The organism is Mesorhizobium sp. CNPSo 4670 (assembly GCF_057784235.1).
The window spans coordinates 503,126-527,619 of sequence record NZ_JBWJFQ010000002.1 but is presented as its reverse complement, the minus strand read 5'-3'; the positions used below and the strand labels follow the sequence as shown (position 1 = coordinate 527,619).

Sequence of the window (24,494 nt, the reverse complement as noted above, 5' to 3'; positions counted from 1 at the left end):
AAAACGGAACCACGAGACCAGCGACATGACCGCTCCCATGCCCAGGATCGACTGCGAGGTGGCTGTGATCGGTGTCGGACCCTTCGGGCTGGCCGTTGCTTCCGCGCTCAAGGCGGCGGGCATAGAAACGCTTGCCTTCGGTAGCGCCATGTCTTTCTGGCGCGATCACATGCCAAGAGGCATGAGGCTGCGCTCACCCTGGCACGCGACCTATATCGGCCACACCAAAGGTCCGCTCTCGCTCGATTCTTACGCTGCGGTCCTTGGAATCTCGCCGCGCGAACCGCTGCTGCTTGAAAACTTCGTCGACTATGGACTGTGGATACAGGCCCAAACGGTTCCCGATCTGGATACGCGCATGGTTGGCCGGGTCGAGACGGCGAGGGGAGGGTTTCGCCTCGCCCTTGCCGAGGGTAATGCCGTCCATGCGCGGCGTGTCGTTGTTGCCACCGGGCTGATGAACCAGCAGATGATCCCCGCCGTCTTCGATGGAATGCCCGCCGAACTGGTCAGCCATGCCAGCGAACATGCCGGCTATGAGGCCTTCCGCGGCAAGCGGGTCGCCGTCATCGGGCGCGGGCAGAGTGCTTGCGAATCCGCGGTGCTGCTCAAGCGAAGCGGGGCGGATGTCGAACTTGTCTGCCGTGGCGACATCCATTGGCTTGGGTATCGAACGCTCTCGGGAAACAAAAGCTGGAGTTTGCGCGACTTCGCTTCGGAGCGTCTTGCGTCTCCCTCTAGGGTCGGCCCCTTCCCACTGTCCTGGCTGGTCGAAGTTCCAGGCTTCGTGCACCGGTTTCCGGAGGCAGCCAGAGACGGGCTCAACATCCGCAGTCTTGGGGCCGGCGCGTCAGGCTGGCTGAAGCCGGACTTCGATGGAATAACGGTCAATGCTGGCAGCAGGATTGTCGGTGCTGCCGCCAAGGACCACGCCATTGAACTGCGGTTCGAGAAGGATGTCGCCACCTTCGATCACGTGCTGCTGGGAACTGGCTACCGGATCGATATCGCTAGGCTCGGGCTGTTCGCGCCCGATGTGCTTGCCGCGATTGCGCGCCGGCAAGGGGCCCCGGTGCTCTCCGCGGGGTTCGAATCGAGCATTCCAGGCCTGCATTTCGTCGGTGCGAGCGCCGTCGGCAGCTTTGGTCCGCTGATGCGTTTCACCGCCGGCACTCCCTTCGCCGCGCGCAATGTCACGCGTTTCGTCAAGGCCAGAAGCAAGAGCTACGCTCCGGCGCGAAACTGAAACACCGCGTAGTCGATGGTTCGGATTGCATCGAGAAAGCCGGGCATCGGCGGCACGGGAAGTTCGATGAAAACGCCGGCCTCGCGGATTGCCGGCCTTGCCCAATCGATGGCGCGATGGCTTGAGCTTCCGTAGACGATGAAGCAGTCCCGCCTGTGCCGTTCAAGCGACGACACGAGATTCTTCAGAACGATGTCGAAAACGTCCTTGGAAAAAGGATTGTAGAAATAAACCACCAGCGGCGCATCGGGAAATTCGTAAGCCGCCGCGTCCGCCTCGATGACACTGAGCGCGCGGCATTTCTGCGACGGATCCCTGAAGCGCCTTATGTTGCCCCTGGCGATTTCGACCAGTTCGCGAGCAAACTCCACCCCGATGATCTCTGCAAACGGATAGCGCGACGCCAGCAACAGCGTTCGCGATTTTCCTGAGCCGATATCGATGAATGTATGGCCCTGGAGGTCCTGGGGCAGCGACTTCATGATGAAATCAAAGGTCTTCGGCGAGGTGCATACGGCTTCGTTGCCCTTGCTGCGATGCGGGCCGACGACATCCAGCGCGGCGAGCTGGATCGAACCGGCCGTATCGACATCGTGCCGGCGATCCCATTTTCGCGCGAGGCGGTCGGCGACGATATAGCGGACGTTCCGCACGATAAAGCCAACGCTCGCGCCGATCCCATGCTGACGAACGAGCCTGACCGGCTCTAGCAAGCCTCGCTGGCGGATAAAGGACCAGGCCCTGCCAAAACGGTCAAACGAGCGGTCTTCGAGCCTATCCCGGTCGGCGCGACGCGTTTGGACACTAACCATGCAACGGTCCCAGCCGATGAACATCCCTGGGATATCTGCGCCCCGGCCGTTTAAGATTCCCTGACCAACAAAGCTACGAATGTTAGGACCGGTGGCCAATCAACGGGCTTAGGCGCCAGCGACTGGCGCTCCCGCCTGCGGGGGCCGCTTTCTGCGCCGGCCGCCGATCTCCCACCTTTTGTGGAACCACATCCACTGGCCGGGGTCTTCGCGCACCCAGCGCTCGACGACGTCGTTGAGAAGCTGGGTGGTGGCGCGGACATCGACGATGCCGTCAGCGGTCCGCGGCAAGGTCAGCTTGTCCTCGATCTCGAGCCGGAAGCGGTTACCCGGAAGCCTGACGCAGCGCGCCGGATAGACGTCGCAGTCGTAGTGACGGGCAAGGGTTCCCAGGACGCGATTGCTCTGGCAGGGGCGGCCGAAGAACGTCGTCTCCAGGCCGTTGGTGAATTTCTGGTCGACCAAGACACCGATGTTGCCGCCATTCTCCAAGACCCCGGCCAACGCAAACGAGGCGCCGGCCATCGATGGCAGCAGTGATCCCATCGTCGAGCGGCGCGTCGAGAGGATGTAGTCGGCGAGATAGGGATTGTTGGGCGGGCGAAACAGCGCCGTGATGTTCATGCCGAAGGTTGCGGCGGCCACCGGCAGCAATTCGAAATTGCCGAGATGGCCGGTGAAGACGATGTGCGGCTGCTTTTCGGCCGCGATCTCGATGAAGTGTTCTATCCCCTTGACCTCGACGCGTCCCGGACTCGTGGCGGCTGGATCGTAGTCGAACAGGGCGTCGAGAAAGATGTATTCGGCGGCCAGGCGGGCCATGTTGCCCCACATATCGGAGGCGATGGCCTGGATTTCGGCTTCGCTCTTTTCCGGATAGGCCTTGCGCAGATTGTCGACGGCGACCTGATGGCGCCCTACCCGGGGGCCGACACGGCGCGCGACGCGGTCGGCGAAATTCAGTGCGCTGTCGGCCGGCAGCAGCCGCAGGGCCGAGATGATCATCATCGCCGCACGCGCCACCAGCCAGTAGTTCAACTGGCGCAACTGCCTGCCATAGCGAAATTTGAGATCCCGGCGAAACTTCTTGAGCACTGAGGTCAAGCTCTAGTCGACGCGCAGGATGATCTTGCCGAACACGTCGCGGCCTTCCATGCGCTTCAACGCGGCATCGATATCGTCGAAGCCGACTTCGGTGTCGATGACCGGTGCGACCTGTCCCGCCGCCATTTTCTGCATGGCGTTGGCCATGTTCTCCATGCGGCAGCCGAAGGAGCCGAGCAGTTTCAACTGCTGCTGGAACAGCTGCATCAGGTTGATCTGCGTCGAGACGCCCGAGGTCGAGCCGCAGGTTACCAGGCGACCGCCGCGCTTCAGGCACAGCATCGAGGCGGCAAAAGTGTCGGCGCCGACATGTTCGAAAACGACATCGACGCCCTTCTTCTTGGTCAGCTTGCGCACGACGCCTTCGAAACGGTCGTCGCGATAGTTGATGACATGGTCGGCGCCGAGCGCCCTGGCCTTGTCGATCTTGTCGTTCGAGCCGACCGTGGTGATGATCGTGCAGCCCATCCGCTTCGCCAGCTGGATGGCCGCCGAGCCGATGCCGGAGCCGCCGGCATGGACAAGGATGGTCTCGCCTGGCTGCAGCCGGGCATTGTCGAACAGCATGTGCTCGACGGTGCCGAAGGTGACGGGCGCAACCGCGGCACCGATATCGGTCACGCCGGGCGGGGCGGGGACCAGAAGGCGTGCCGGCAGGTTGATCTTTTCCTGCGCGAAGCCGTCAAGGTGGAAGCCGTGAACCCCCGAAACATGCTCGCAGAGATTGTCGCGGCCTTCGCGGCAGGCATGGCAAAGGCCGCAGGTGCGCGCGCCGTAGATCGAAACCAACTGTCCGGGCAGCAGGCTGGAAACGCCGGGACCGACCGCCTCGACCTCGCCGGAGGCTTCCGCACCGACGACCAGCGGCAGCTTGCGCTTGGCGAAGGCCATGCCGCGCCAGCCCCAGACGTCGATGTGGTTCAGCGCTACCGCCTTGATGCGCAGCGTGACTTCGCCAAGTGCCGGCGGCGGGGGAGGCGGCAGGTCCACCGTTTCAAGACGGCGGTCCTCGATAAGTTGCAGTGCGCGCATGGAGCCTGTCGGTTCTGATTGGCGGAAAAAGGTCGCTTAGACCGGTTCCCGCGCCATGACAAGGCAAGTGTTCTGGCCGCCGAAGCCGAAGGAGTTCGACAGAACGGAGCGAACCTCGGCATTGCGCTTCTCGTTCGGCACCACGTCGAGCACGATCGCGGGGTCGGGATTGTCGTAGTTGATGGTCGGCGGAATGACGCTTTCGCGCATCGTCATCAGCGAGAACGCCGCCTCGACAGCACCGGCCGCCGACAGTGTGTGGCCGATCATCGACTTGTTCGACGAGACCGGCATCGAGCCGATCCGCTCGCCGAACACCGTCGACAGCGACAGGTGCTCCATCTTGTCGTTTTCCGGCGTCGAGGTGCCATGGGCGTTGACGTAGTCGATCTCGTCTTTGCTCAGGCCGGCATCGGCAAGGGCGGCACGAACCGCCGCGATTGCCGGCGAACCGTCGGGCTTCGAGCGGGTGCGATGGAAGTCGTCGGCCTTCTCGCCGCAGCCGCGCAGGATGCCAAGAACGGTGGCGCCGCGCGCGAGTGCGGCCTCCAGCGATTCCAGCACGAGCGCGCCGGAACCCTCGGCCAGCACGAAGCCGTCGCGGTCCTTGGAGAAGGGTTTTGAGGCTTTTTCCGGGATGTCGTTGTGGGTCGAAAGCGCCGACAGCAGCGAGAAGCGGATCAGCGCCTCTGCGGTCGCCGAACCGTCGGCGCCGATCGACAGCGCCCGGTCGCATTCGCCGCGGCGGATCGCCTCGACACCGAGCTGGATGGCGGTGGCGCCGGAGGCACAAGCGGTCGACAGCGTGATTGGCAGGCCGCGTGTGCCGAAACGGTCGGCGAGACGGTCGGCGATCGAACCGAACTGGGTGGTCTCGAAAATGTCTGTTTCCTTCAGCCCGCGGGCCACCCGCAGCAGCCTTTCGGCGCCGGCATCCTGTTTGTCGGAATTGTAGAGCGAGAAGCGTTCGTGCCAGTCGAGTTCGACCGGTGGCGATGCCAGAAACAGAGGACCACCGAAATCACTTGAATTGAGACCGGCTTCGGCCACGGCCTCGTACGCGGCGGTTTCGGCCAGTTCGTAGGTGAGGGGACTGGCGCCCTTCGAACTCGACGCCAGGAAGTCGACGGTGCCGGAGATGCGGGTGTTGAGATGGTCGACCGGAAAGCGGGTTATCGGGTGGATGCCCGACTTGCCCGAGGTCAGCGCCGCCCAATTGTCGGCCTTGCCGACGCCAAGTGACGTCACCACGCCGATGCCGGTGACGGCGACGATCGGCCTGCCCATGTGATCGTTCAGATTGGCCATCCGGGAGCCCTCGAGCGTTTGTCGTTGCAGCATGGATCGCAGGGCACCGCCTCAGGCGGCGTTGACCAGCGCCATGCCCTCGAATTGGTGATAGCCGATCGCCGTTGCAAGGACGGTTGCGGGAACGCCTTCGAATGGGCTCTCGGCAACGGTATCAAAAACAGGGTAGGCGGCCTTGCGGTCGACGGCGAGTGCGGCCAGCGCCACGGCGAAGGGAAACTGCGCTTCCTTCATGTGTCCGGTCAGCGTCGAGAAGCCGCGAGAAGCGATGGCCGGATTGGCATCGAGCGCTGCTTTCTCGGCGCTGGTTGCCGCATGAGCGCCCGACGCGCCCGACAGGGCAAGCAGCTTGCCGTTCGGCAGCGCCGCCTGGCTGAGCAGCGCGGCGATCTCGGTGTCGAGTTCGCCCCGTCGCCGCCTAGCGCGGCCGGAAACGATCGGCCCGAGTTCGGCATAGATCTTGCGCCTCCGGCTCGTCGCGTGTTCGCGCTGCTCGAGCACCAGGAAGGCAGCACCGGAGCCTGACACCACGCCGCCACCTTCAGCGCCCTGTCTTTGCCAGACCGGCTTCCACGGGCCGCGATGCAGGTAGCCGGCAAGCTCGTAGCCGAGCAGCATGTCGGAATGTTCGGTCTGGAAGGCGCCGCCGACCAGAATGTGCGTCGACTGGCCCGAGCGGATGCGCGCGGCGGCCGTCTCGACGGCGGCGACGCCCGCACCTTCCTCACCCATGAAGGTTCTGGACGAGCCGGTTACCTTATGGACGATCGAGATGTTGCCGGCGAGCAGATTGGAAAGCTGGGCCAGGAACAGTGTCGGCCGCAGTTCGGTCGTCAGCTTCTCGTTAAGCAGCACGTCGCGGTCGTTGCGGCTTTCCGAAGCGGCGAGAATGGCAGCATCGACCGCCTCGTCACGCTCGCCGCCACCGGCGGCCACAACCATGTCCATGGTCGTGCAGAGTTCGTCATTGCCCTTGATGCCGGCGTCGTCCAGCGCCAGGCCGGCGGCATAGGTGCCGAGCCTCTGCCAGGTCTCCATCTGACGCTGGTCGCCGCGCTTGGCGATCTGCAGGTTCCAGTCGATCTCCGGCAGCGGGTGGACGGTGTAGGGGGCGAAACGCGCGGCCTCGAGCACCGGCTGCAGGCCGGGCTGGGCGAGCTTCTGCCAGTGGGCGTCCGGACCCTCTCCCAGAGAGGAGACAAGGCCGATACCAGTGATGACGACGTCGCGGGGGCTGCTCATGGGCGGCTTTGTGGGTCAGGCGGCAGAGCGCGTCAAGGTCGCGCGCTCAACTGACGTCAGGCAGTCTTGGCGGCGACCAGCGCGTCGATCTTGGCGCACAGGTTCTTCATGACGAAGTAATCGTCGGTCGAGGCCTTGCCGTCATTGACCTCCTGTGTCCACTTTTCCAGTGGCACCTTGATGCCGAATTCCTTGTCGATGGCGAAGACGATGTCGAGGAAATCGAGACTGTCGATGCCGAGATCGTCGATCGTGTGGCTCTCGGGCGTGATGGTGTCGATATCGATCTCGCTGGTGTCGGCAATGATCTTGGCGACTTTGTCGAACGTGGTGGACAAGAGGCTTTTCCTTCGGTTGCGGGCGGAATCTGTCCGCATGTGTTTGGGCGCTGTCTAATCGGTTTTTCCCGGCAGGAAAAGGCCTGATACGCGGGGCGCAGATGGGTAGGGCGCTCAAGAAACGCAAGAAGGGCCACCGGTCGACCCGGCGGCCCCTCCCATTGACGTTGCGTAAGCTCAGCTGTCGCGGAGCTTGACCAGGTCGTTGAGCAGCCCGCCCGTTCCGTTGTGGACGGTCAGCCGCTCGACCTTGCCGGCGATCGTTTCCAGAGCCTCGAGCTCCTTTAGCCGCAGCATCACCGGGTTCTCCGCCATCACCCTGGCCGTGTTGAGCAGCGAACGCGTGGCGTTCGTCTCCTCGCGGCGACGGATGATGTTGGCCTCGGCCTGCTTTTCGGCCGACACCACCTGGTTGAGGATCTCGCGCATCTCGCCCGGCAGGATGACATCCTTGAGGGCGATATCGCTGACCTCGACGCCGATCTCGGCCATGTCGGCACGTACCTTGGCCGCCGCTTCCTCGTCGATCGTCACCTTCTTCTCAAGGATCTGGTCGAGCGTCAGCGCGCCAAGCGTCTTGCGGAAGGCGTACTGCAGGGCACGGTAGAGGGCTTCGGAGAAGTCCTTCACAGCACTCACCGCCTTGACCGGATCGACGACCCGGTATTCGGCGGCGATGTTGACGCGGATCGTGACGCGATCCTTGGTCAGCACTTCCTGCCCGGCAACGTCGAGCGACTGGCGCTTGAGGTCGACGACCTTGATCTGCACCATGCGTCCGACATTCCAGAAAGCATGCACGCCCGCCGTCAGCGTCCGCACAAGGACACCGTCGATGAACAGCAGTCCGGCCTGACCGTCGACGACCGGATGGACGGACATCAATTCCGCCTTCCGGGCCTGGCCGAGCCGGCGCATGACCGCCGCGTCGATGGCGAGATCGACCGACGTGTCGATCAGCGTCACCTTCCACGGACCGACATCCGTCCACAGCACGAGTTTGCGATCCGGCGCCAGTACGGCATGCAGGTTGCCGTCACGCTCGATGACGGCGACCTCCGTGCGCCCGGTGCGAACGACGGTGAAGTGGTGCGCGGCCACGTCCGGCAGCTTGTCGAACAACGCCTTCTCGTATGCCGAAACGAATTCCGGGTTCTTCAGGTCGTGCCGCGACACCTCGAGGCTTCCGCGCCGGTTGGCGAGCCAATGTTCGCCTGGCAGCAGGACAGCCTTGATCTCACCCTTGTAGAGGGTGAGGGCACGTTCGTTTTCCCTTACGAGGACGCGCTCGCGTCCAAGAACCTTGTCGAGAATGGTCATTGTCTTACTCCTGTCGGGCATGGCCCCATGCGAGGCGTCAAGTCATGCGTCGATCTTCCCTTCGCTTCTCGTTTCACATCGTCTCTTGCGTCATGGTTCGGGCACGAATGATCCGGGGACTGGTGGCATCAATCCGTGGCGGGCCTTCGAGAGCGGATCGCGGGGCAGCGAAGCGGACGCCGGAGGCCGAAGCCTCCCTTGCCGGCGACGTTGCGCCTTGATCGTCACCGCGGGCCTGGCCGCGAGCCGATGGCGTCAGACTTTCAGGATGACCCGCGCCCGAAAGCTTGGGCCGTCCGTCCGATCTTCAGCATTCCAGTCCCCAGACCGTTTTCAGATAACACCTGGCAGGGTGTTGGCTTATCAGGCCAATGGAGAAGGATTCGAACCTTCGACAATCAGAACCTAAATCTGATGCTCTACCAAACTGAGCTATCCGTGGTGCAGACAGCAGGAATCGAACCTGCGACCTCCGGACCCAAATCCGGCGCTCTTCCGCTGAGCTATATCCGCGATCCCAATCCCCAAAGCGGCGCCGTATACAGGGCGGCAAACCGCCTGCACGGGCGGAGACGAAAGCTCCAACCGTTGTGCTCACTTCGGTTTTCGTGACCGGGTGCGCGCCTATAGCCCCTGCGACGGGTTGTCGCAAGCGGTATTGTCGTGGCCAATTCGCGGCTTCTTTCTTGGTGGCATTTCGGCAACACCGCGTCCCAACGTCGACGACGAAGCGCCAGCCTGTCAGAACGTGACCCGGCCGAGCACGCGCAGGCCGTCGCCTTGCGGCTCGACGACCACGGCCTCGCCTTCGCGCGGCGAGACGCCGGTCAGCGCCACGATGTCTTCCAGATGGGTGACCATGACCAGATTGTCGGAGCCGGAATAGGCGCGGATTTCCTTCATGATCGCCGCGATCTGCGCCGCCTTCTGCGTTTCGTCGCCCTTCAGGAGATCGAGCGGCGCAAACAGCTCCGGCTCGGCCTCGAAGGCGATGCGCGCGGTGTCGAGGCAGCGGCAATAGCGGCTGGACAACACCCGCTCGATGGGTGCCGCCCGCGCCGCAAACAAGGCGCCGATCTTGCTCGCCTGCTGCTTGCCGCGCGCCGACAGGTTGACCTGGGTGGCACAGCTGTCGATGTCGAAATTGGCCGGATCGGTGGTGCCGGTGACCATGGCATGGCGAAGCAGCACGACATGGCCGCCATCGCGCAACAGCGCCCAGCCGGCGTCCGTTGCGTGGGCCGCGGCCGGGATGGCGAACAGAAGCAAAGCCAGTACAAATCGAATCATAGGCTATCCTTCTCCGGTTCCCGGCATGGGCTCCGGTGACTGGACATATAGGGACGGTAAAGCCAGCCGAAAGACAAGGCGCGGTCGGCAAGAGCGCTACTTCTTCGCCAGCTGTTTCTTCACCAGATCGATCTTCTGGTCGGTCAGCGGGATGGGCAAAATGTAGCCGGCTTCGGTAAAGCCCTGCTTGGCGTTCTCGAAGAATTCGATCGCCTTTCGATATTCGGCCTTGCCGCCACCATAGCTGGCGCGGTTCCAGTGGATGTCGCCGAGATTGTTCTGTTCGAAGGCCCATTGCATCGGCTGGCTTTCGCGGGTGAATACCTTCAGCGCTGCCATGAAGGCAGCCTCGGCATCGCCGAGATATTTATCGGTCCGCTGGAGATTGCCGAGGTTGAGCAGGCTCATGCCGATGCCGTTCTGCGCATTGGCCCAGTCGACGGGTGCGGCTTCGACGGTCAACACTTCAAGTGCCGCCCGCCGCGCGGCGATGGACTGAAGCAGGGTCTTCGGGTCGGCGTTGCTCATGCTCAGCCAGTGCAGCGTCGAGCCAAGGCCGGCCTGGGCCATTGCCCATTGCCGCGGGTTCGTCTCGCGCTTGTATTCGCGCAACGCATCGCGGTAGGCAGCGATGGCCTCGCCATAGTATTCCGGCTTGTCGGTCACGCCTCCAAGCAGCTGCAGCGTGTTGCCGAGATTGTAGTGGCTCATTGCCCAGTCGAGCGGGAATTTCCGTCTGACATAGACCTGTCGGGCGGCCTGGAACGCCGCCGCCGACTGTTCGAGCCTGGCCGCGTCGCGGCTGCGCTGGCCAAGCGTTTGGTAAATCGAACCGAGATTGTTCTGCGCCGACGCCCAGTCCATTGGAAAACGCTGCTGGGTAAACACCGTCAGCGCATCGTCATAGGCCGCCGCAGCCTCCTCAAGCGCGCTGGTGCCCAAGTCGAAGCGGGCGACGCCACTCAGCGCGTTGCCGAGGTTGAGCCGGCTGGTGGCCCAGGAGACCGGGAAGGTTTCACGGGTTCGCACCTCGAGTGCGGCACGGAAGGCGTCGGCCGCCGCGTTGATCTTTGCCTTGTCGTTGAGCTGGATGCCAAGCGACACAAGCGTGTTGCCGAGATTGTTCTCGACCATTGCCCATTCCACCGGCGCCTTTTCGCGGGTGTATTCCTCAAGCGCCAGCCGGTAGGCCGCCTCCGCTTGGGCCAGATGCTCGCCGGCGGCCTCGCGTTCGGACAGTGCGTAGAGCGCCAGGCCGAGGTTGTTCTGCGAAGCTGCCCAGTCGAGCGGCACCTTGTCGCGCGGGCGCTTGTCGAGGGTGGCGCGCATTGCCGCCACCGCTTCATTCAGGCGCTTTGGGTCGCTCTCGCGTTCGCCGATCTTCAAGAGCACATTGGCCAGGTTGTTCTGCGCGGCGGCCCAGTTGAGGTCGTCCTTCTCGCGCTCGAACACGATGAGGGAATCGCGAAAGATCTGTGCCGCTTCGTCGAGATGCGCGGTTTCGGTCTCGCGCTCGCCGATGGTCTGCAGCACCACCGCCATGTTGTTGCGGGTGATCGCCCAGTCGCGATTCTGTTCGCCATTAGGGATGAAGTTCAGGATGATGCGATAGGCCTCGATGGAGCGCTGCAGCGCATCGAGATCGCCGGAGGCATAGCCATAAGCATTCAACGCCTCGGCTTCCTGGTTCTTGTAGTTCCAGCGCAGCTTGGCGTCCCATTTTTCGGCTAGCGAAAACGCCTTGGCGTAGTCGCCGGCAGCGGACTTGTAATCGAAGACCAGCGCCGAGGCATCGGCGCGCCTGACGTAGATCGCGGCATCGGCGAGGCGCTTCTGCTTGACGAGATCTTCTGCATCATCGACCGCAGCGCCTGTCTGCTCGACCCGGCCGACCGCCTCATCGAGGAATTTGCGCGCCGTCACGATGGCGCCCTGGGCGATGGCCGCGTCGGCGGAAGCAACGAGGCGTTTGATCTCGGGATCGTCGGTGCGCAACGCCGCGCGCTCGGACATCATCTTCTTCAGGCGCTCGGCCTGGGCGTCGAGAACCTTTTGCAGATCCGTCGGATCCTCGGGGATTTTTTCCGTGCCGAGCGCCTTCAGCACGCCATAAAGCGCGTCGAGCGGCACGCCCTCCTGCAGCGAGGCCAGTTCCACCTGTGCCCGCTTCGGATCGGGCAGGTCGGAAATGGTCAACAGTAACTGCCGCCGCTCGCCGGTGATCAACCCTTCGTCGCCGGTCGGTTCCGGTGGCGCGATGCCGAAATAGAGCAGGCGGCGCAGGCTCTCATTGACCCAGGGGCGCTGCTTGGCCTTGGTGTCGAGATAGACCTCCTCGGTCACCATGCGCATAACCGAGCCGAACTCGGTGCCTTTCATCGCCGCGAGGTGGCGCAGCAGGGCGGCCGCGTAAGGGCTGTTTTCACCAGCAGCGCCATCGAGCGCCGGGCGACCGGGTTCGGCGGCGAAGCCGACCACGGTGCCCAGACTCTCGTCTGTCGCCGGCGTGTTGCCGAGGGCCTTGGCGCCGCGCATCGGTTCCAGCCCGCCGGCGCCAATCGGCGAGGCGGAGGCAGTCGGAGCGCGCCGCACCACGGCGTCTGCCGGAAACGGATTTGTGCGGCATGCATCGAGCAGCACGATCGTCACCGGCACGGTCTTCTTCAACGCATCCATGACGGCGGAAATCGGCACCAGGGCCGCGTCGGCATCTTTCAGGGACGATATGTCGGCATCGACCGGTACCAGATAGTTCTCGCCACCGGCCTCGATGCCATGACCGGAATAGTAAATGAAAGCGACATCGGCGCCTTCGGCATCCTCGCTGAATCGCTCCAGGTCGCGCTTCAGCTTGGCGGCGTCGCGGTCGGTGACGTTACGAGCGTCGAAGCCGAGGTCGGTCAGCATCTTGGCCATGTCGCGAGCGTCGTTGGCCGGGTTGGGGAGGGCCGCGATGTGTTCGTATTTCGACTGGCCGATGATGAGCGCCACGCCCTTGAGACTTTTCGTTTCGGCGGCCTGAAGCGCTGTCGCGGCAAGGCAAAACAGAGCAGTGGCGAAAGCTGTCAGCCACGCCTGCCGGAAAAGATTACGCTTCGAACTTTCGACAAAGGCCATTTGTCGTTCGCGCCCGCCCCGATGATCCAAATCCTCTATAACGCTGCCAGCCGACCATGATCAAATTCAGGCGCGATTGCGCCACGACCGTGGCTCGCCTATCACGGGAAAAATGTCTCCGCTCACCGAAACCGTCCTGTTCGTCTTCAGCCTTGTCGCGCTCGGCTATCTCGCCGGGTTCACAGGCTATCTCAGACCGGCGAGCGGCGAGGGGATATCCGATTTCGCGGTCAGCGTGGCGATGCCGCTGCTGTTGTTCCAGACCATGGTGAACGCCGATTTCCACGGCGTCGCGCCATGGTCCCTGTGGGGCGCCTATTTCGCGGCGGTGGCGATCACCTGGGGCGCCGGTCATCTCGTCACCACGCGGATCTTCGGACGGGATGCACGTGCCGGGGTCGTCGGCGGCGTGTCGTCGGCCTACTCCAATGTCGTGCTGCTCGGTGCCCCCTTCATTCTCGGCATATTCGGCCCGAGCGGCTTCGAAGTGCTGTCGCTGCTCGTCTCCGTGCATCTGCCAATCATGATGATGGCATCGATCGTCCTGTTCGAGATGTTCGGCCGGAGTGGCAGCGAGCCTATGCACCCCTTACGCATCATCCGCAGTTTCCTGAGGCGGCTGTTCATCAATCCGCTGATCATCGGCATTCTGGCGGGACTGGCATGGCGCCTCAGCGGTGTGCCGCTGCCCGACCTTGCCATGCGGCTTGTCGATGCGCTGGCCGATACGGCCGGGCCGGTGGCGCTGTTTGCCATGGGGCTCAGCCTGCGCCGCTTCGGCATTTCCGGCAATGTCCGTCCGGCGCTGGCGCTTTCGGTGCTGAAGCTGTTCCTGATGCCGGCGCTGGTTCTTGCCTTCGTCTGGCTGCTCGGCCTGCCGCCCTTGACGGCCAAGGTGGCGGTCGTGATCGCGGCGCTGCCGTCCGGCATCAATTCCTATCTCATCGCCGTCCAGTTCAACACCGGGCAGGCGCTGGCATCCAACCAGATGACCATCGCCACGGCCTGCGCCGCCGTGACGACTGCTTTCTGGCTGACGGTGGTGCTCCACGTTTTCTGATCGGGTACGAAGATATCCAGATGATACCGGCCTGCGATCGGCATGCCATATGTCGGCCTGCTCTCGCCTCGGGCTGGCCCAACCCCTATATGCCATGTAGCGATTGCTTGCGGGCCTTGCCCTAGGTAAAGAGCAGTGGCTCCGGCGCGTGCCGGCTTCAGTCTAGGCGCACGCTCACCGCAGACTTCACAGACCGGCCCGTCAGTGCGCCGAACGGAGGATAGACCATGCTTCAGAAAACCAGCCATTTCATGCGGCAGGCCAATCTCATCAACGGCGAATGGGTGCAGGCAGACAGCGGCCAGACGGTCGACGTCAACAACCCGGCCACCGGTCTCAAGATCGGCACCGTGCCGAAGTCGGGCAAGGCCGAGACCCGCCGTGCCATCGAGGCCGCCGAAGCTGCCTTCAAGTCGTGGCGCAAGACGACCGCGCTCGAGCGCTCGAAGCTACTGCGCAAGCTGCACGACGCGATGATGGACAATCAGGACGTGTTGGCCGAATTGCTCACCATCGAGCAGGGCAAGTCCCTGTTCGAGTCCAAGGGCGAGATCGGCTCGGCCGCTTCCTACATCCTGTGGTTCGCCGAGGAAGGCCGCCGCACCTATGGCGACGTCGTGCCGTCGCCATGGGCTGACCGCCGTATCCTGGTGACCAAGGAACCGGTTGGCGTCATCGCCGCCATCACGCCGTGGAATTTCCCGTCCTCGATGCTGGCCCGCAAGCTCGGCCCGGCGCTTGCCGCCGGCTGTACCGCGGTCGTCAAGCCGGCCTCGCAGACGCCGTACTCGGGTCTCGCCTGGGGCGCGCTCGCCGAGGAAGTCGGTTTCCCCAAGGGCGTCATCAATATCCTGACCGGTTCGGCCAGCGAGATCGGCGACGAGATCTGCGCCAACCCGCTGGTGTCGAAGATCACCTTCACCGGATCGACCGAGGTCGGCAAGCTTCTCATCCAGAAGTCCTCGGTCACCGTCAAGAAGGTGTCGATGGAGCTCGGCGGCAACGCGCCGTTCATCGTCTTCGACGATGCCGATATCGAGCGTGCCGTTGCCGGCGCGATCACCGCCAAATACCGCAATTCCGGGCAGACCTGCGTTTGCACCAACCGCTTCCTGGTTCAGGCCGGCGTCTATGACAAGTTCGTCGAAAAGCTCGCTGCCGCAAGCAACGGGTTGAAGGTCGGTTCCGGCCTCGAGGACGGCGTGCAGCAGGGACCGCTGATCGACGAAAAGGCTGTCGAGAAGGTCGAGGAGCTGATTGCCGACGCGACTGCCAAGGGCGGCAAGATCGTCGCAGGGGGCAAGCGTCATGCGCTCGGCGGTTCGTTCTTCCAGCCGACCGTCATCGCCAATGCGACGCCCAAGATGCGCTTCATGAAGGAAGAAATCTTTGGCCCGGTCGCACCGGTGTTCAAGTTCGAGACCGAGGAAGAGGCAATCGCGCTTGCCAACGACACCGAATTCGGCCTCGCCTGCTATTTCTACACCGGCGATCTCGGCCGCGCCTTCCGCATCATGGAAGGGCTGAAATACGGCATGGTCGGCGTTAATGAAGGCCTCATCACCACCCCCGAGGCGCCGTTCGGCGGCGTCAAGGAATCCGGCCTCGGCAAGGAAGGCGGACATCAGGGCATCGAGGACTACCTCGACACCAAATATGTCTGCATCGGTGGCCTCGGCCTCTGATAGACTGGCTCTAAGCGGGCAGGTCTGTGACCTGCCCGCTTGAGTCGAGCAAACCAGCCGAAATTCTCTGAATCAACTGGCTATTGCGGGCATGGCGAATGAAGGACGGTGAGGTTTTCGGCACGACGCAGGCGGGAGAGCCGGTGCGTCGCTTTACGATCAGGGGTGGCGGTCTCACCGCCAACATCATCGGGCTCGGCGCAATCATCCAGGATCTGCGCCTCACCGGACACGATGCGCCGCTGGTGCTCGGCTACAACAATCTGGAGGCCTATGAGACCGACACCGCCTTCTTCGGTGCGGTCGTCGGCCGCTACGCCAATCGCATCCGGGACGGCCGCTTCACCATCGCCGGCCAGCGCTACCAGACCGAACGCAACTTCCTAGACAAGCACACGCTGCATGGCGGCTCGCAAGGCTATTTCCACCGGCCGTGGACGGTTTCGCTGCATGGCAGGGATTTCGTCACGCTGACGCTGCATGATCCCGACGGCACGATGGGCTTTCCCGGCGCGCTCGACGTCACCTGCACCTACCGGCTGAAGATCCCCGGCACGCTCAGCGTCGAACTGACCGCGACCTGCGAGGAGCCGACGCTGTGCAATCTCACCCAGCATTCCTATTTCAACCTGGATGATGGTGGCGCCGGCGACATTCTCGACCACAGGATGATGCTGAATGCCGGCGCCTATCTGCCTGTCGATGGCGACATGATCCCGACCGGCGTGGTCAAGCCGGTTGACGGAACGCCCTTCGATTTCCGCCAGGCGCGGCCGCTACGCATGGAGACCGAGGGCGAACAGCTGCCCTATGACCAGAATTTCTGCCTCGCTCCAACGCGCGGGCCGCTCAAACAGGCAGCTTGGACGCAAGGGGCGAGTTCCGGGGTCGAGATGGAGGTGTGGACCACGGAGCCCGGCGTCCAGCTCTACACCGGCCAGTACGTGACGCCGCGCAAGGGGTTGGAAGGGCGAGACTACAAGGCCTTCTGCGGATTCTGCCTGGAACCGCAGGTGTGGCCGGATGCGCCGAACCGCCCGTATTTCCCGCAGGCGACGCTGTGGCCCGGCGCGATCTACCATCACGTCACCGAATACCGTTTCCGGCTGCCCTAAGGTCTGTTGATATTCAGGTGAGGCCGGCCTGCAAATGGCTGATACCTGTGCTTCCTGTGCTCACGTACCCAAACGTACGATCCGCTCCGGTACTCGGAACCCGTCATTTTCGACTCGGCCTAACCTGAATCTCAACGGACCTTAGCCGTCGAAAGCGGTTCGTAGAACCTCGAACGGGGCCAAGGCGCCGCGCACCTGTACTACGGCTGCGGCGACGCGGTGCGCGCGCGATACGGCATCCACCGGGGCGTGACCGGCGAGGCGAGCGGCCAGATAGGCGCCATTGAAGGAATCGCCGGCGCCGGTTGTGTCGACGGGGGCGGCGACATAGATCGCCGGCACGTCGTGCGATGTTCCGTTGTCGGCAATCAGTGCCGGCGCCTCGCCGTTCTTGACAACAACCTCGCGGACCACTTGCCCAAGCCGCGCGGCAGTCGCTTGCGGGGTTGCATCGCCGAACAGCATCTGCTCGTCGGGAAAGGTCGGCAATGCGATGTCGGTGACGGCAAGCGCTTCGGCGATTGCCGCCTGCGCATCCTCGCGCCGACGCCAGAGCCGCGGCCGGTAGTTGGGGTCGAAGGCGACAGTCGAGCCTGCCGCGCGCGCCTTGGCCACCGCCGCCAATAGCGTGGCGCGCGCGGCGTCCTCCAGAATTGCCAAAGTGATTCCGGAAAAGTATACAAGCGCCTGATTTTCCAGGTTTTTCGACAATGCCGCCGGATCGGAGGCGAGCTGCCGGGCGGCGGCGTCGCCGCGCCAGTAGGTAAAGGAACGCTCGGCGCCGGTCAGCGTGATCGCGTAGAGACCGGGCCGCGCCCCGGCTATGACCGGGCTGGAACCGATGCCGATGCCGTTTTCAGCGAAGAAAGCGATCTGGCCTTGCGAGAAGGGATCGTCACCAAAGGCTGAGACATAGGTTGCTGGTCGCTCAGTGTTCAACGCGTGCAGCGCCCACAGCGTGTTGAACGTGTCGCCGGCAAAACCCATGCGCCAGTTCGGGCCCGACTGGCCCGACAATTCGAGCATGCATTCGCCGATCGTGGCGACGCCGTTTCCCGCCATCTACAATCCTCCAGTGATCCTGGTGCTGTAGCTTTTTGCCACGGGCAGCGCCATGCTTGGCAAGCAGGGTTTTTTCCGCCACAGCGTTTTCCCACAGGCTGGCGGGATGCGATCCGTCCGGCAAAACGTTGTCTGCAGAAGAGGAACCGGTTTGGCATCGTTATGGCGTTATCTTCTGGCGGGTCTTGGTCTGGCTGCCTTGCTGGTCGGCATCCTCGCGGTCGTCTATCTGACGGCGCCGCGATCGGTGCAGCCTGCCGGTCCGGATGTCTCGCGGACGAAGAACACCGACAACGGGCTTTTCGTGGCAAGTTTTTTGCCGGAGCGGGGCGTCGTGCGGCAAGGCGAACTGGAATCCTGGCTGCTGACCCTGAAGACAAAGGCCGGCGCGCCGGTGGAGGGGGCCGCGATCGCGATTTCCGGCGGCATGCCGCAGCACAATCACGGCCTGCCGACCAGCCCGCAGGCGACCGACTATCTCGGCGACGGGCGCTATCGGATCGAAGGGGTGAAATTCACGATGAGTGGCTGGTGGCAACTGCACTTCGCCATCTCGGCCACGGCCGGCTCCGACACGGTGCTGTTCAACGTGGTGCTGTGAGCGACCGATGAGGCACTTTCCGCGGTTTCTGGCGCTGTTGGCGGCCATCGTCCTCGCCGGTTGCGGCAAGCCGGATTTCTCTGACGCCGAGAAGAAGACCGTCGCCTCGCTGGCACTGTCAACGCTGCCGTCTCTGAAGCCCGACACCACCAACCGCTTTGCCGATGTGCCGGCGGCCGCCGCACTCGGCTCGACGCTGTTCTTCGATCAGGGGATGAGCCGCGACGGCACGGTGTCCTGCTCGACCTGCCACAAGATCGACCGCCAGTTCCAGGACGACCTGCCGCAAGCGGTCGGCGTCGGCCACACAAACCGGCGCACCATGCCGCTGGCGGGCGTGGCGCGCGATCCCTGGTTCTTCTGGGATGGCCGCCGCGACAGCCTGTGGGCGCAGGCGCTGACACCGCTCGAAAATCCGCTGGAGCAGGCGGGAAACCGTACCGCCTATGCGCATTACATGAAGGCGCGCTTCGGCGAACGCTACGAGCGCATCTTCGGACAGCTGCCCGATTTTTCCGGCATGCCGTTGAATGCAAGCCCACTCGGAACCGATGCCGAGAAGGCCGCCTGGAACGCGATGAGCGGCGCGCAGCGCGACGCCATCAACGGCGTCTATGCCAATATCGGCAAGGCGATTGCCGCCTTCGAACGGTCGATCGAGCCGGCGCCGACGCGCTTCGACCGCTTTGCGCTGGATCTCGCCACCGGCGCCGAGGCGAAAGGCGATGCCGCCTTTTCCCAGGAGGAAATCCTCGGGCTGAAATTGTTCATCGGCAAGGCCAATTGCGTGACATGCCACAATGGGCCACGCTTCACCGACAACAGTTTTCACAACACCGGCGTGCCACCTGTCGCGGATCTGCCGCCCGACCGCGGCCGCATCGATGCGGTACGCCAAGTCGAGGCCGACCCGTTCAACTGCCTCGGCGCCTATCGTGACGGCGACGCCAGTGCCTGCGGCGAACTGCGCTTCATGGTCAAGGATGGGCCGCAGTTGATCCGGGCCTACAAGACGCCCTCGTTGCGCGGTGCCGCCACGCGCCCACCCTATATGCATGCCGGGCAGTTTTCGTCGCTCGACGAGGTGGTCGCGCACTACGCCAAGGCTGCGCCCAGCGTTGAAGGAACATCCGAAATCCATCCGCTGCAGCTTTCGGACCACGAACGTGGGGCGCTGGTGGCCTTCCTGAAGACGCTGGCGGAGTGATCTACCGATCCTTGACCGTCTCCATCGCCACGAAGGTTGAGGTCTGGGCGACGTGGGGCAGGGCGGAGATGCGTTCGCCCAGCACGCGGCGATAGGCGGCGATGTCTCGGGTGCGGACCTTCAGCAGATAGTCGAAGCTGGACGCCATCATGTGGCATTGCTCGATCTCCGGCACCCCCTGCACGGATCGGTTGAAGGCATCTAAGGCGGCGGATCGGGTGTCGGACAGTTTCACCTGGACGAAGGCGACATGACCTTCGCCCATGCGCTCGCGGTCGATGATCGCCTGGTAGCCCCTGATGTAGCCGTCCTTCTCCAGCCGCTTGACCCGCGCCTGCACCGGCGTCTTCGACAGGCCGACCTTTGCCGCCAGTTCGGACATCGAAAGCCGCCCATCGCTTGCCAGAGCCGACAGGATATTCCCGTCGATGCGGTCCAATTGGTCTTCTGTCATCGAAAGCGCCGTCCATATGCCAGTTTTGTACCGTAATATTAGATCAAATGACCTAAAATGTCGATTTCTTCGGACCGACTGAAATTCGCACCTTGTGCTAGCTTGCGCCATTCGGTCCGGTGACCGCCGGTCCGCTCCCCGATGCTCGCTCCGCAGGACCGCCATGCCGCTTGATTCCATCCGCCAGCAGATCCGCGCCAACTATCTGCCCGACGAAGACGAGGCGGTGCAGCGACTGGCCGAGGCGACGGGGCTTTCCGCGAAAGACCGCAAGGCGATCTCGGCCCGGGCCGCCGATCTGGTGCGGGCCGTGCGCGGCTCGTCGGACCCCCGGCTGATGGAGGTGTTCCTCTCCGCTTACGGACTTTCCACCAAGGAAGGTGTGGCGCTGATGTGCCTGGCCGAGGCGCTGCTGCGCGTACCCGACACCGAGACGATGGACGATCTCATCGCCGACAAGATCGCGCCGCACGACTGGTCGGCGCATTCGGGCGGTTCGAGCTCCATCTTCGTCAACGCCTCGACCTGGGCGCTGATGCTGACCGGTCGTGTCCTCGATGAAGGCGAGGGCGGCATCGAAGGCACGCTGCGCTCGATGGTGCGCCGACTGGGCGAGCCGGTCATCCGCAAGGCTGTGGCGGCCGCCATGCGTGAGATGGGCGAGCAGTTCGTGCTCGGCCGCACCATCACCGAGGCCGTAAAGCGCGGCCGACCGATGACGCAGAAGGGCTATCTCTATTCCTTCGACATGCTGGGCGAAGCCGCACGCACCGAGGCCGACGCGTTGCGTTATCACAAGGCCTATGCCGACGCGATTTCCTCGCTAGATGCCGGTTCCAACGGGCCGGACATTCGCCAGAATCACGGCATCTCGGTCAAGCTCTCGGCGCTGCACCCACGCTACGAGGTGGCGCAGAAGGACGAGATGCTGCCTGTCATGGCCGAGCGGCTGTTGTCGCTGGCGCTGGCCGCTCGACATTCGCGCATGGGTCTCAACATCGACGCCGAGGAGGCCGATCGCCTCGATCTGTCGCTGGACGTCATCGAGCGGGTGCTGGCCGAACCGGAGCTTGCCGGGTGGAACGGCTTTGGCGTCGTCGTCCAGGCCTATGGCCCGCGTGCGGCGTTTGCGATCGACTGGCTCTATGCGCTGGCCAAGAAATACGACCGCACCATCATGGTGCGGCTGGTCAAGGGCGCCTATTGGGACACCGAGATCAAGCGGGCGCAGACGCTCGGACTGTCCGGTTATCCCGTCTTCACCCGCAAGGCCAACACCGACGTTTCCTACATGGCTTGCGCCAAAAAGCTGCTGTCGATGACCGACCGCATCTATCCGCAATTCGCCACCCACAACGCCCACACCGTCGCCGCCATTTTGTCGATGGCCGGGGACCGCGATTCCTTCGAGTTCCAACGTCTGCACGGCATGGGCGAGGCGCTGCACGAGACGGTGCGCAAGGCCGAAGGCACGCGCTGCCGCATCTATGCGCCGGTCGGGGCGCATTCCGATCTGCTTGCCTATCTGGTTCGGCGGCTGCTGGAGAACGGCGCCAATTCCTCCTTCGTGCATCAACTGACCGACGAGGAGGTCGAGCCGGAGGACATCGCCCGCGATCCGCTCGAAACGGTCGAAAACCAAGGCCCCGCCGCCAATCCGGCGATTGCCCGGCCTTCCGAGATCTTCGGCGCCGGTCGCCGCAATTCGAAGGGTTTTGACATCACCGACACGGTGACGCTGGCGGCGATCGACAAGGCCAAGACGGCGTTCGCAGGTCCCGACCGCTGGCATGCCAAGCCGATCACGCGGGCCGCCGGCTATGGCAAGCAGCGCCCTGTCGTCAATCCGGCCAAGCCCGCCGAAGTCGTCGGCACAGTCAGCGAAGCCACCGCCAAGCAGGTGGCGACCGCCGTGCGCATCGCCGTTGAGGCCCAGCCGGCCTGGGCAAAGCGTCCTGTCGCCGAGCGCGCCGCCATCCTCAATCGCGCCGCCGATATTTATGAGGCCAACGCCGTCGAGTTCTTCGCGCTGGCCACCCGGGAAGCCGGCAAATCGCTGGCCGACGGTGTGGCCGAAGTGCGCGAGGCCGTCGACTTCCTGCGCTACTACGCGGCCGAGGCGGCTAATGCCGAACCGGGCACGCAGGCGCGCGGTGCCATCGTCTGCATTTCGCCGTGGAATTTTCCGCTCGCCATTTTCACCGGCCAGATCGCGGCTGCTCTCGTCACCGGCAATTCGGTGATCGCCAAGCCGGCCGAGCAGACGCCGCTGATCGCCTTCCGCGCCGTCGAAATGCTGCGCGAGGCCGGCGTGCCGGAAGACGTCATCCAGCTTCTACCCGGCGACGGCCCCTCGGTCGGCGGCCCGCTGACCGCCGATCCGCGCATCGCCGGTGTCTGCTTCACTGGCTCGACCGAGGTCGCCAAGCTGATCGAGAAGCAGCTGGCCGAAACCGCCGCGCCCGACGCCATGCTGATCGCCGAGACCGGCGGGTTGAATGCGATGATCGTCGATTCCACCGCGCTGCCCGAACAAGCGGTGCGCGACATCCTGGCTTCGGCCTTCCAGAGCGCCGGCCAGCGCTGTTCGGCGCTGCGCGTGCTCTATGTGCAGAAGGACGTCGAGAAGAAGATGCTCGAGATGCTGAAAGGCGCCATGGAGGCGCTCAGCATCGGCGATCCCTGGCGGATTTCGACCGACGTCGGCCCGGTCATCGACGACGAGGCGCAGACTTCGATCCGCGATTACTGCACGAAGATGGGCCTGCAGGGCCGGCTGATCGCCAAGCTCGAGGCGCCGAAGGATGGCCGCTTCGTCGCGCCGCATGTCTTCCGGGTCAAGGGCATCGAGGACATGGAGCGCGAGGTGTTCGGGCCAGTGCTGCATGTCGCCACGTTCGACGCCGACGAGATCGACGTGGTCATCGCCGCCATCAACCGCAAGGGCTATGGCCTGACCTTCGGCCTGCACACCCGCATCGAGGGCCGCGTGCAGCATTTCGTCGACGGCATCCATGCCGGCAACATCTACGTCAACCGCAACCAGATCGGCGCCGTCGTCGGTTCGCAACCGTTCGGCGGCGAGGGGCTGTCGGGCACCGGGCCGAAGGCTGGCGGGCCGCACTATCTCCGTCGCTTCCGCAAGGGGCCGGAGGCCGGCACGGACATTGCCGAAGGCCACAAGGTGACGGCGACCGAGCTTGCCGACAATCTGCCTGACCCGACGCTGGGCGGCTGGTCGACGCGGCCGGACCGGGTCGCCATCCTGAGGAAGCATCTGCGCGGGAAGGGCGCGGCAGCCATTGGTGCCGCCGCCGGCATCGATTTCGGCCAGGTCGACCTGCCCGGGCCGACCGGCGAGGCCAACACGCTGTCGCTGTCGCCGCGCGGGCGGGTGCTCTGTCTCGGCCCCGATGGCGAAACCCTGCTTGCCCAGGCGATCCAGGCGCTCGCCGCCGGCAACGCGGTGCTGGCCGTTGCACCGGGCGCACCGGCGGCGCTCTCTGCGCTGACCGGCAAGGGCTTGCCGCTGGCCGCCATCGACGGCCGTCCGGATCCGGTCGAAGCGCGCTCGCTGCACGTCGACGTGGTCGCTTTCTCGGGCACACCGGAGGCAGCCCGGATCGTGCGCAAGGTTATCGCCGACCGCTCAGGGCCAATCGTGCCGCTGGTCAGTGAGGTGCTCAACCCGGCGGCCTATGCGCATGAGCGCGCCGTCTGTGTCGACACCACCGCGGCGGGCGGCAATGCCAGCCTGCTGGCCGGCTCCTGACGGACCGGCTGCTCAGACCTCTTCGGGTGCGCAGCCGAACTTCAGCAGATTGCCGTGCGGGTCCCGGATATGGAATTCCTTCATGTTCCACGGCCGCACGGTGAACGGACTGAGGTGCCTCACCTGGCGCGCTGAAAATTCGGCATGCAGCGCCGGCACCTCGCCGCCCCTGATATAGCAGGACGAAACTTCGGGAAGTTTGTGGTCATCGCTCTTCCAGAAATGGATTTCGATGTCGCCCCGGCGCACGATCAGATATTCGTCCATCTCCGGCTCGACGACACCGAAGCCGAGCTCGTCGCGATAGAAATCCCGCGTTGCCTCGATGTCGGGCGAGGGCAGGATCGGAATGCTGCGCGCGGGGTCTTCGGCAGGCGTTGCCATCTCAGGCCCCTTCCACGACGGAAAAACCCTCGAATTGCGGATGGCCGAGATAGTGGACTTTCGTGGTGCCGACATTTCTGTGGGCGGCGCGGAAATTCTCGGACTTGGTCCAGGCGACGAAATCATCGTGGCTCGCCCACACCGTGTGCGAGGCAAACAGCGTGTAGCCTTCAGCCTCGTTGACCGGGCCACGCAGCAGATGGAACTCCCGGAAGCCTTTCATCTGTGCAAGGCTGGAATCGCGGTTCTTCCAGACGGCTTCGAAATCGGCTTCCGAGCCGGTCTGCACCTTGAAGCGGTTCATGGCGATGTACATGGAGGTTCCTTTCATTCGGGTGTTGATGG

General features: G+C 64.0%; 20 protein-coding genes and 2 tRNA genes. 7 read left to right on the top strand and 15 right to left on the bottom strand.

Annotation, left to right across the window (positions count from 1 at the left end):
• Positions 1–25 precede the first annotated feature (25 nt).
• Entirely contained in the window at positions 26–1,246 is a 1,221-nt protein-coding gene (locus AC0ZT5_RS05995) for an NAD(P)-binding domain-containing protein (protein WP_488495659.1), read from the top strand.
• On the opposite strand, the gene AC0ZT5_RS05990 is transcribed toward AC0ZT5_RS05995, so the two are convergent.
• The 11 genes from AC0ZT5_RS05990 to AC0ZT5_RS05940 all read right to left on the bottom strand — a co-directional run bounded on the left by AC0ZT5_RS05990 (position 1,225) and on the right by AC0ZT5_RS05940 (position 12,809).
• Positions 1,225–2,157, bottom strand: coding sequence for a class I SAM-dependent methyltransferase (locus AC0ZT5_RS05990; RefSeq protein ID WP_488495658.1), 933 nt, complete (start codon positions 2,155–2,157; stop codon positions 1,225–1,227). The genes AC0ZT5_RS05995 and AC0ZT5_RS05990 overlap by 22 nt on opposite strands.
• 9 nt (positions 2,158–2,166) lie before the next feature.
• Positions 2,167–3,153, bottom strand: coding sequence for a lipid A biosynthesis lauroyl acyltransferase (locus tag AC0ZT5_RS05985; protein ID WP_488495702.1), 987 nt, complete (start codon positions 3,151–3,153; stop codon positions 2,167–2,169).
• Between the two features lie 12 nt (positions 3,154–3,165).
• Entirely contained in the window at positions 3,166–4,194 is a 1,029-nt protein-coding gene (locus AC0ZT5_RS05980) for a zinc-binding dehydrogenase (protein ID WP_488495657.1), read from the bottom strand.
• A gap of 36 nt (positions 4,195–4,230) precedes the next feature.
• A complete protein-coding gene (locus AC0ZT5_RS05975; RefSeq protein ID WP_488495656.1) occupies positions 4,231–5,502 on the bottom strand; it encodes a beta-ketoacyl-ACP synthase in 1,272 nt (423 codons plus the stop codon).
• Between the two features lie 51 nt (positions 5,503–5,553).
• Positions 5,554–6,744 carry a beta-ketoacyl-ACP synthase gene (locus tag AC0ZT5_RS05970; protein WP_488495655.1) on the bottom strand — a complete coding sequence of 397 codons (1,191 nt, stop codon included), beginning with the start codon at positions 6,742–6,744 and terminating at the stop codon, positions 5,554–5,556.
• Between the two features lie 56 nt (positions 6,745–6,800).
• Positions 6,801–7,082: an acyl carrier protein gene (locus tag AC0ZT5_RS05965; protein WP_010909964.1), complete on the bottom strand. Its 282-nt coding sequence runs from the start codon at positions 7,080–7,082 to the stop codon at positions 6,801–6,803.
• A 177-nt stretch (positions 7,083–7,259) separates the two neighbouring features.
• Positions 7,260–8,402: a slipin family protein gene (locus AC0ZT5_RS05960; protein ID WP_488495654.1), complete on the bottom strand. Its 1,143-nt coding sequence runs from the start codon at positions 8,400–8,402 to the stop codon at positions 7,260–7,262.
• 368 nt (positions 8,403–8,770) lie between these two features.
• A tRNA-Leu gene (locus AC0ZT5_RS05955) sits at positions 8,771–8,839 on the bottom strand.
• Between the two features lie 2 nt (positions 8,840–8,841).
• Positions 8,842–8,915, bottom strand: a tRNA-OTHER gene (locus tag AC0ZT5_RS05950).
• Between the two features lie 228 nt (positions 8,916–9,143).
• A complete protein-coding gene (locus tag AC0ZT5_RS05945; RefSeq protein WP_488495653.1) occupies positions 9,144–9,692 on the bottom strand; it encodes a histidine phosphatase family protein in 549 nt (182 codons plus the stop codon).
• Positions 9,693–9,788: 96 nt separating this feature from the next.
• Positions 9,789–12,809 (bottom strand): caspase family protein, encoded by a 3,021-nt coding sequence (locus tag AC0ZT5_RS05940; RefSeq protein WP_488495652.1) that lies wholly within the window; start codon positions 12,807–12,809, stop codon positions 9,789–9,791.
• 112 nt (positions 12,810–12,921) lie between these two features.
• Here AC0ZT5_RS05940 and AC0ZT5_RS05935 point away from each other — a divergent pair, with 112 nt between their 5' ends.
• The 3 genes from AC0ZT5_RS05935 to AC0ZT5_RS05925 all read left to right on the top strand — a co-directional run bounded on the left by AC0ZT5_RS05935 (position 12,922) and on the right by AC0ZT5_RS05925 (position 16,669).
• Positions 12,922–13,869: an AEC family transporter gene (locus AC0ZT5_RS05935; RefSeq protein WP_488495651.1), complete on the top strand. Its 948-nt coding sequence runs from the start codon at positions 12,922–12,924 to the stop codon at positions 13,867–13,869.
• A 227-nt stretch (positions 13,870–14,096) separates the two neighbouring features.
• A complete protein-coding gene (locus tag AC0ZT5_RS05930) occupies positions 14,097–15,554 on the top strand; it encodes an NAD-dependent succinate-semialdehyde dehydrogenase (protein WP_488495650.1) in 1,458 nt (485 codons plus the stop codon).
• A gap of 98 nt (positions 15,555–15,652) precedes the next feature.
• Entirely contained in the window at positions 15,653–16,669 is a 1,017-nt protein-coding gene (locus AC0ZT5_RS05925) for an aldose epimerase family protein (protein WP_488495649.1), read from the top strand.
• Positions 16,670–16,810: 141 nt separating this feature from the next.
• Here the strand turns inward: AC0ZT5_RS05925 and AC0ZT5_RS05920 are convergent, their stop codons facing one another.
• Positions 16,811–17,731 carry a sugar kinase gene (locus AC0ZT5_RS05920; protein ID WP_488495648.1) on the bottom strand — a complete coding sequence of 307 codons (921 nt, stop codon included), beginning with the start codon at positions 17,729–17,731 and terminating at the stop codon, positions 16,811–16,813.
• 151 nt (positions 17,732–17,882) lie between these two features.
• Between AC0ZT5_RS05920 and AC0ZT5_RS05915 the strand changes: the two genes are divergently transcribed.
• On the top strand, positions 17,883–18,332 hold the full coding sequence (locus AC0ZT5_RS05915; protein ID WP_477227550.1) for a FixH family protein: 450 nt from the start codon (positions 17,883–17,885) through the stop codon (positions 18,330–18,332).
• A 7-nt stretch (positions 18,333–18,339) separates the two neighbouring features.
• Complete coding sequence (locus AC0ZT5_RS05910; RefSeq protein ID WP_477288041.1) at positions 18,340–19,539, top strand: cytochrome-c peroxidase; 1,200 nt, start codon at positions 18,340–18,342, stop codon at positions 19,537–19,539.
• 1 nt (position 19,540) lies between these two features.
• On the opposite strand, the gene AC0ZT5_RS05905 is transcribed toward AC0ZT5_RS05910, so the two are convergent.
• Positions 19,541–19,993, bottom strand: coding sequence for an Lrp/AsnC family transcriptional regulator (locus tag AC0ZT5_RS05905; protein ID WP_488495647.1), 453 nt, complete (start codon positions 19,991–19,993; stop codon positions 19,541–19,543).
• Positions 19,994–20,156: 163 nt separating this feature from the next.
• Here AC0ZT5_RS05905 and putA point away from each other — a divergent pair, with 163 nt between their 5' ends.
• Positions 20,157–23,765 (top strand): bifunctional proline dehydrogenase/L-glutamate gamma-semialdehyde dehydrogenase PutA, encoded by a 3,609-nt coding sequence (putA, locus tag AC0ZT5_RS05900; RefSeq protein WP_488495646.1) that lies wholly within the window; start codon positions 20,157–20,159, stop codon positions 23,763–23,765.
• Between the two features lie 12 nt (positions 23,766–23,777).
• Here putA and AC0ZT5_RS05895 read toward each other — a convergent pair whose 3' ends face one another.
• On the bottom strand, positions 23,778–24,149 hold the full coding sequence (locus AC0ZT5_RS05895; RefSeq protein WP_488495645.1) for a bleomycin resistance protein: 372 nt from the start codon (positions 24,147–24,149) through the stop codon (positions 23,778–23,780).
• 1 nt (position 24,150) lies between these two features.
• Complete coding sequence (hmuQ, locus tag AC0ZT5_RS05890) at positions 24,151–24,465, bottom strand: heme-degrading protein HmuQ (RefSeq protein ID WP_477288049.1); 315 nt, start codon at positions 24,463–24,465, stop codon at positions 24,151–24,153.
• Between the last annotated feature and the right edge of the window lie 29 nt (positions 24,466–24,494).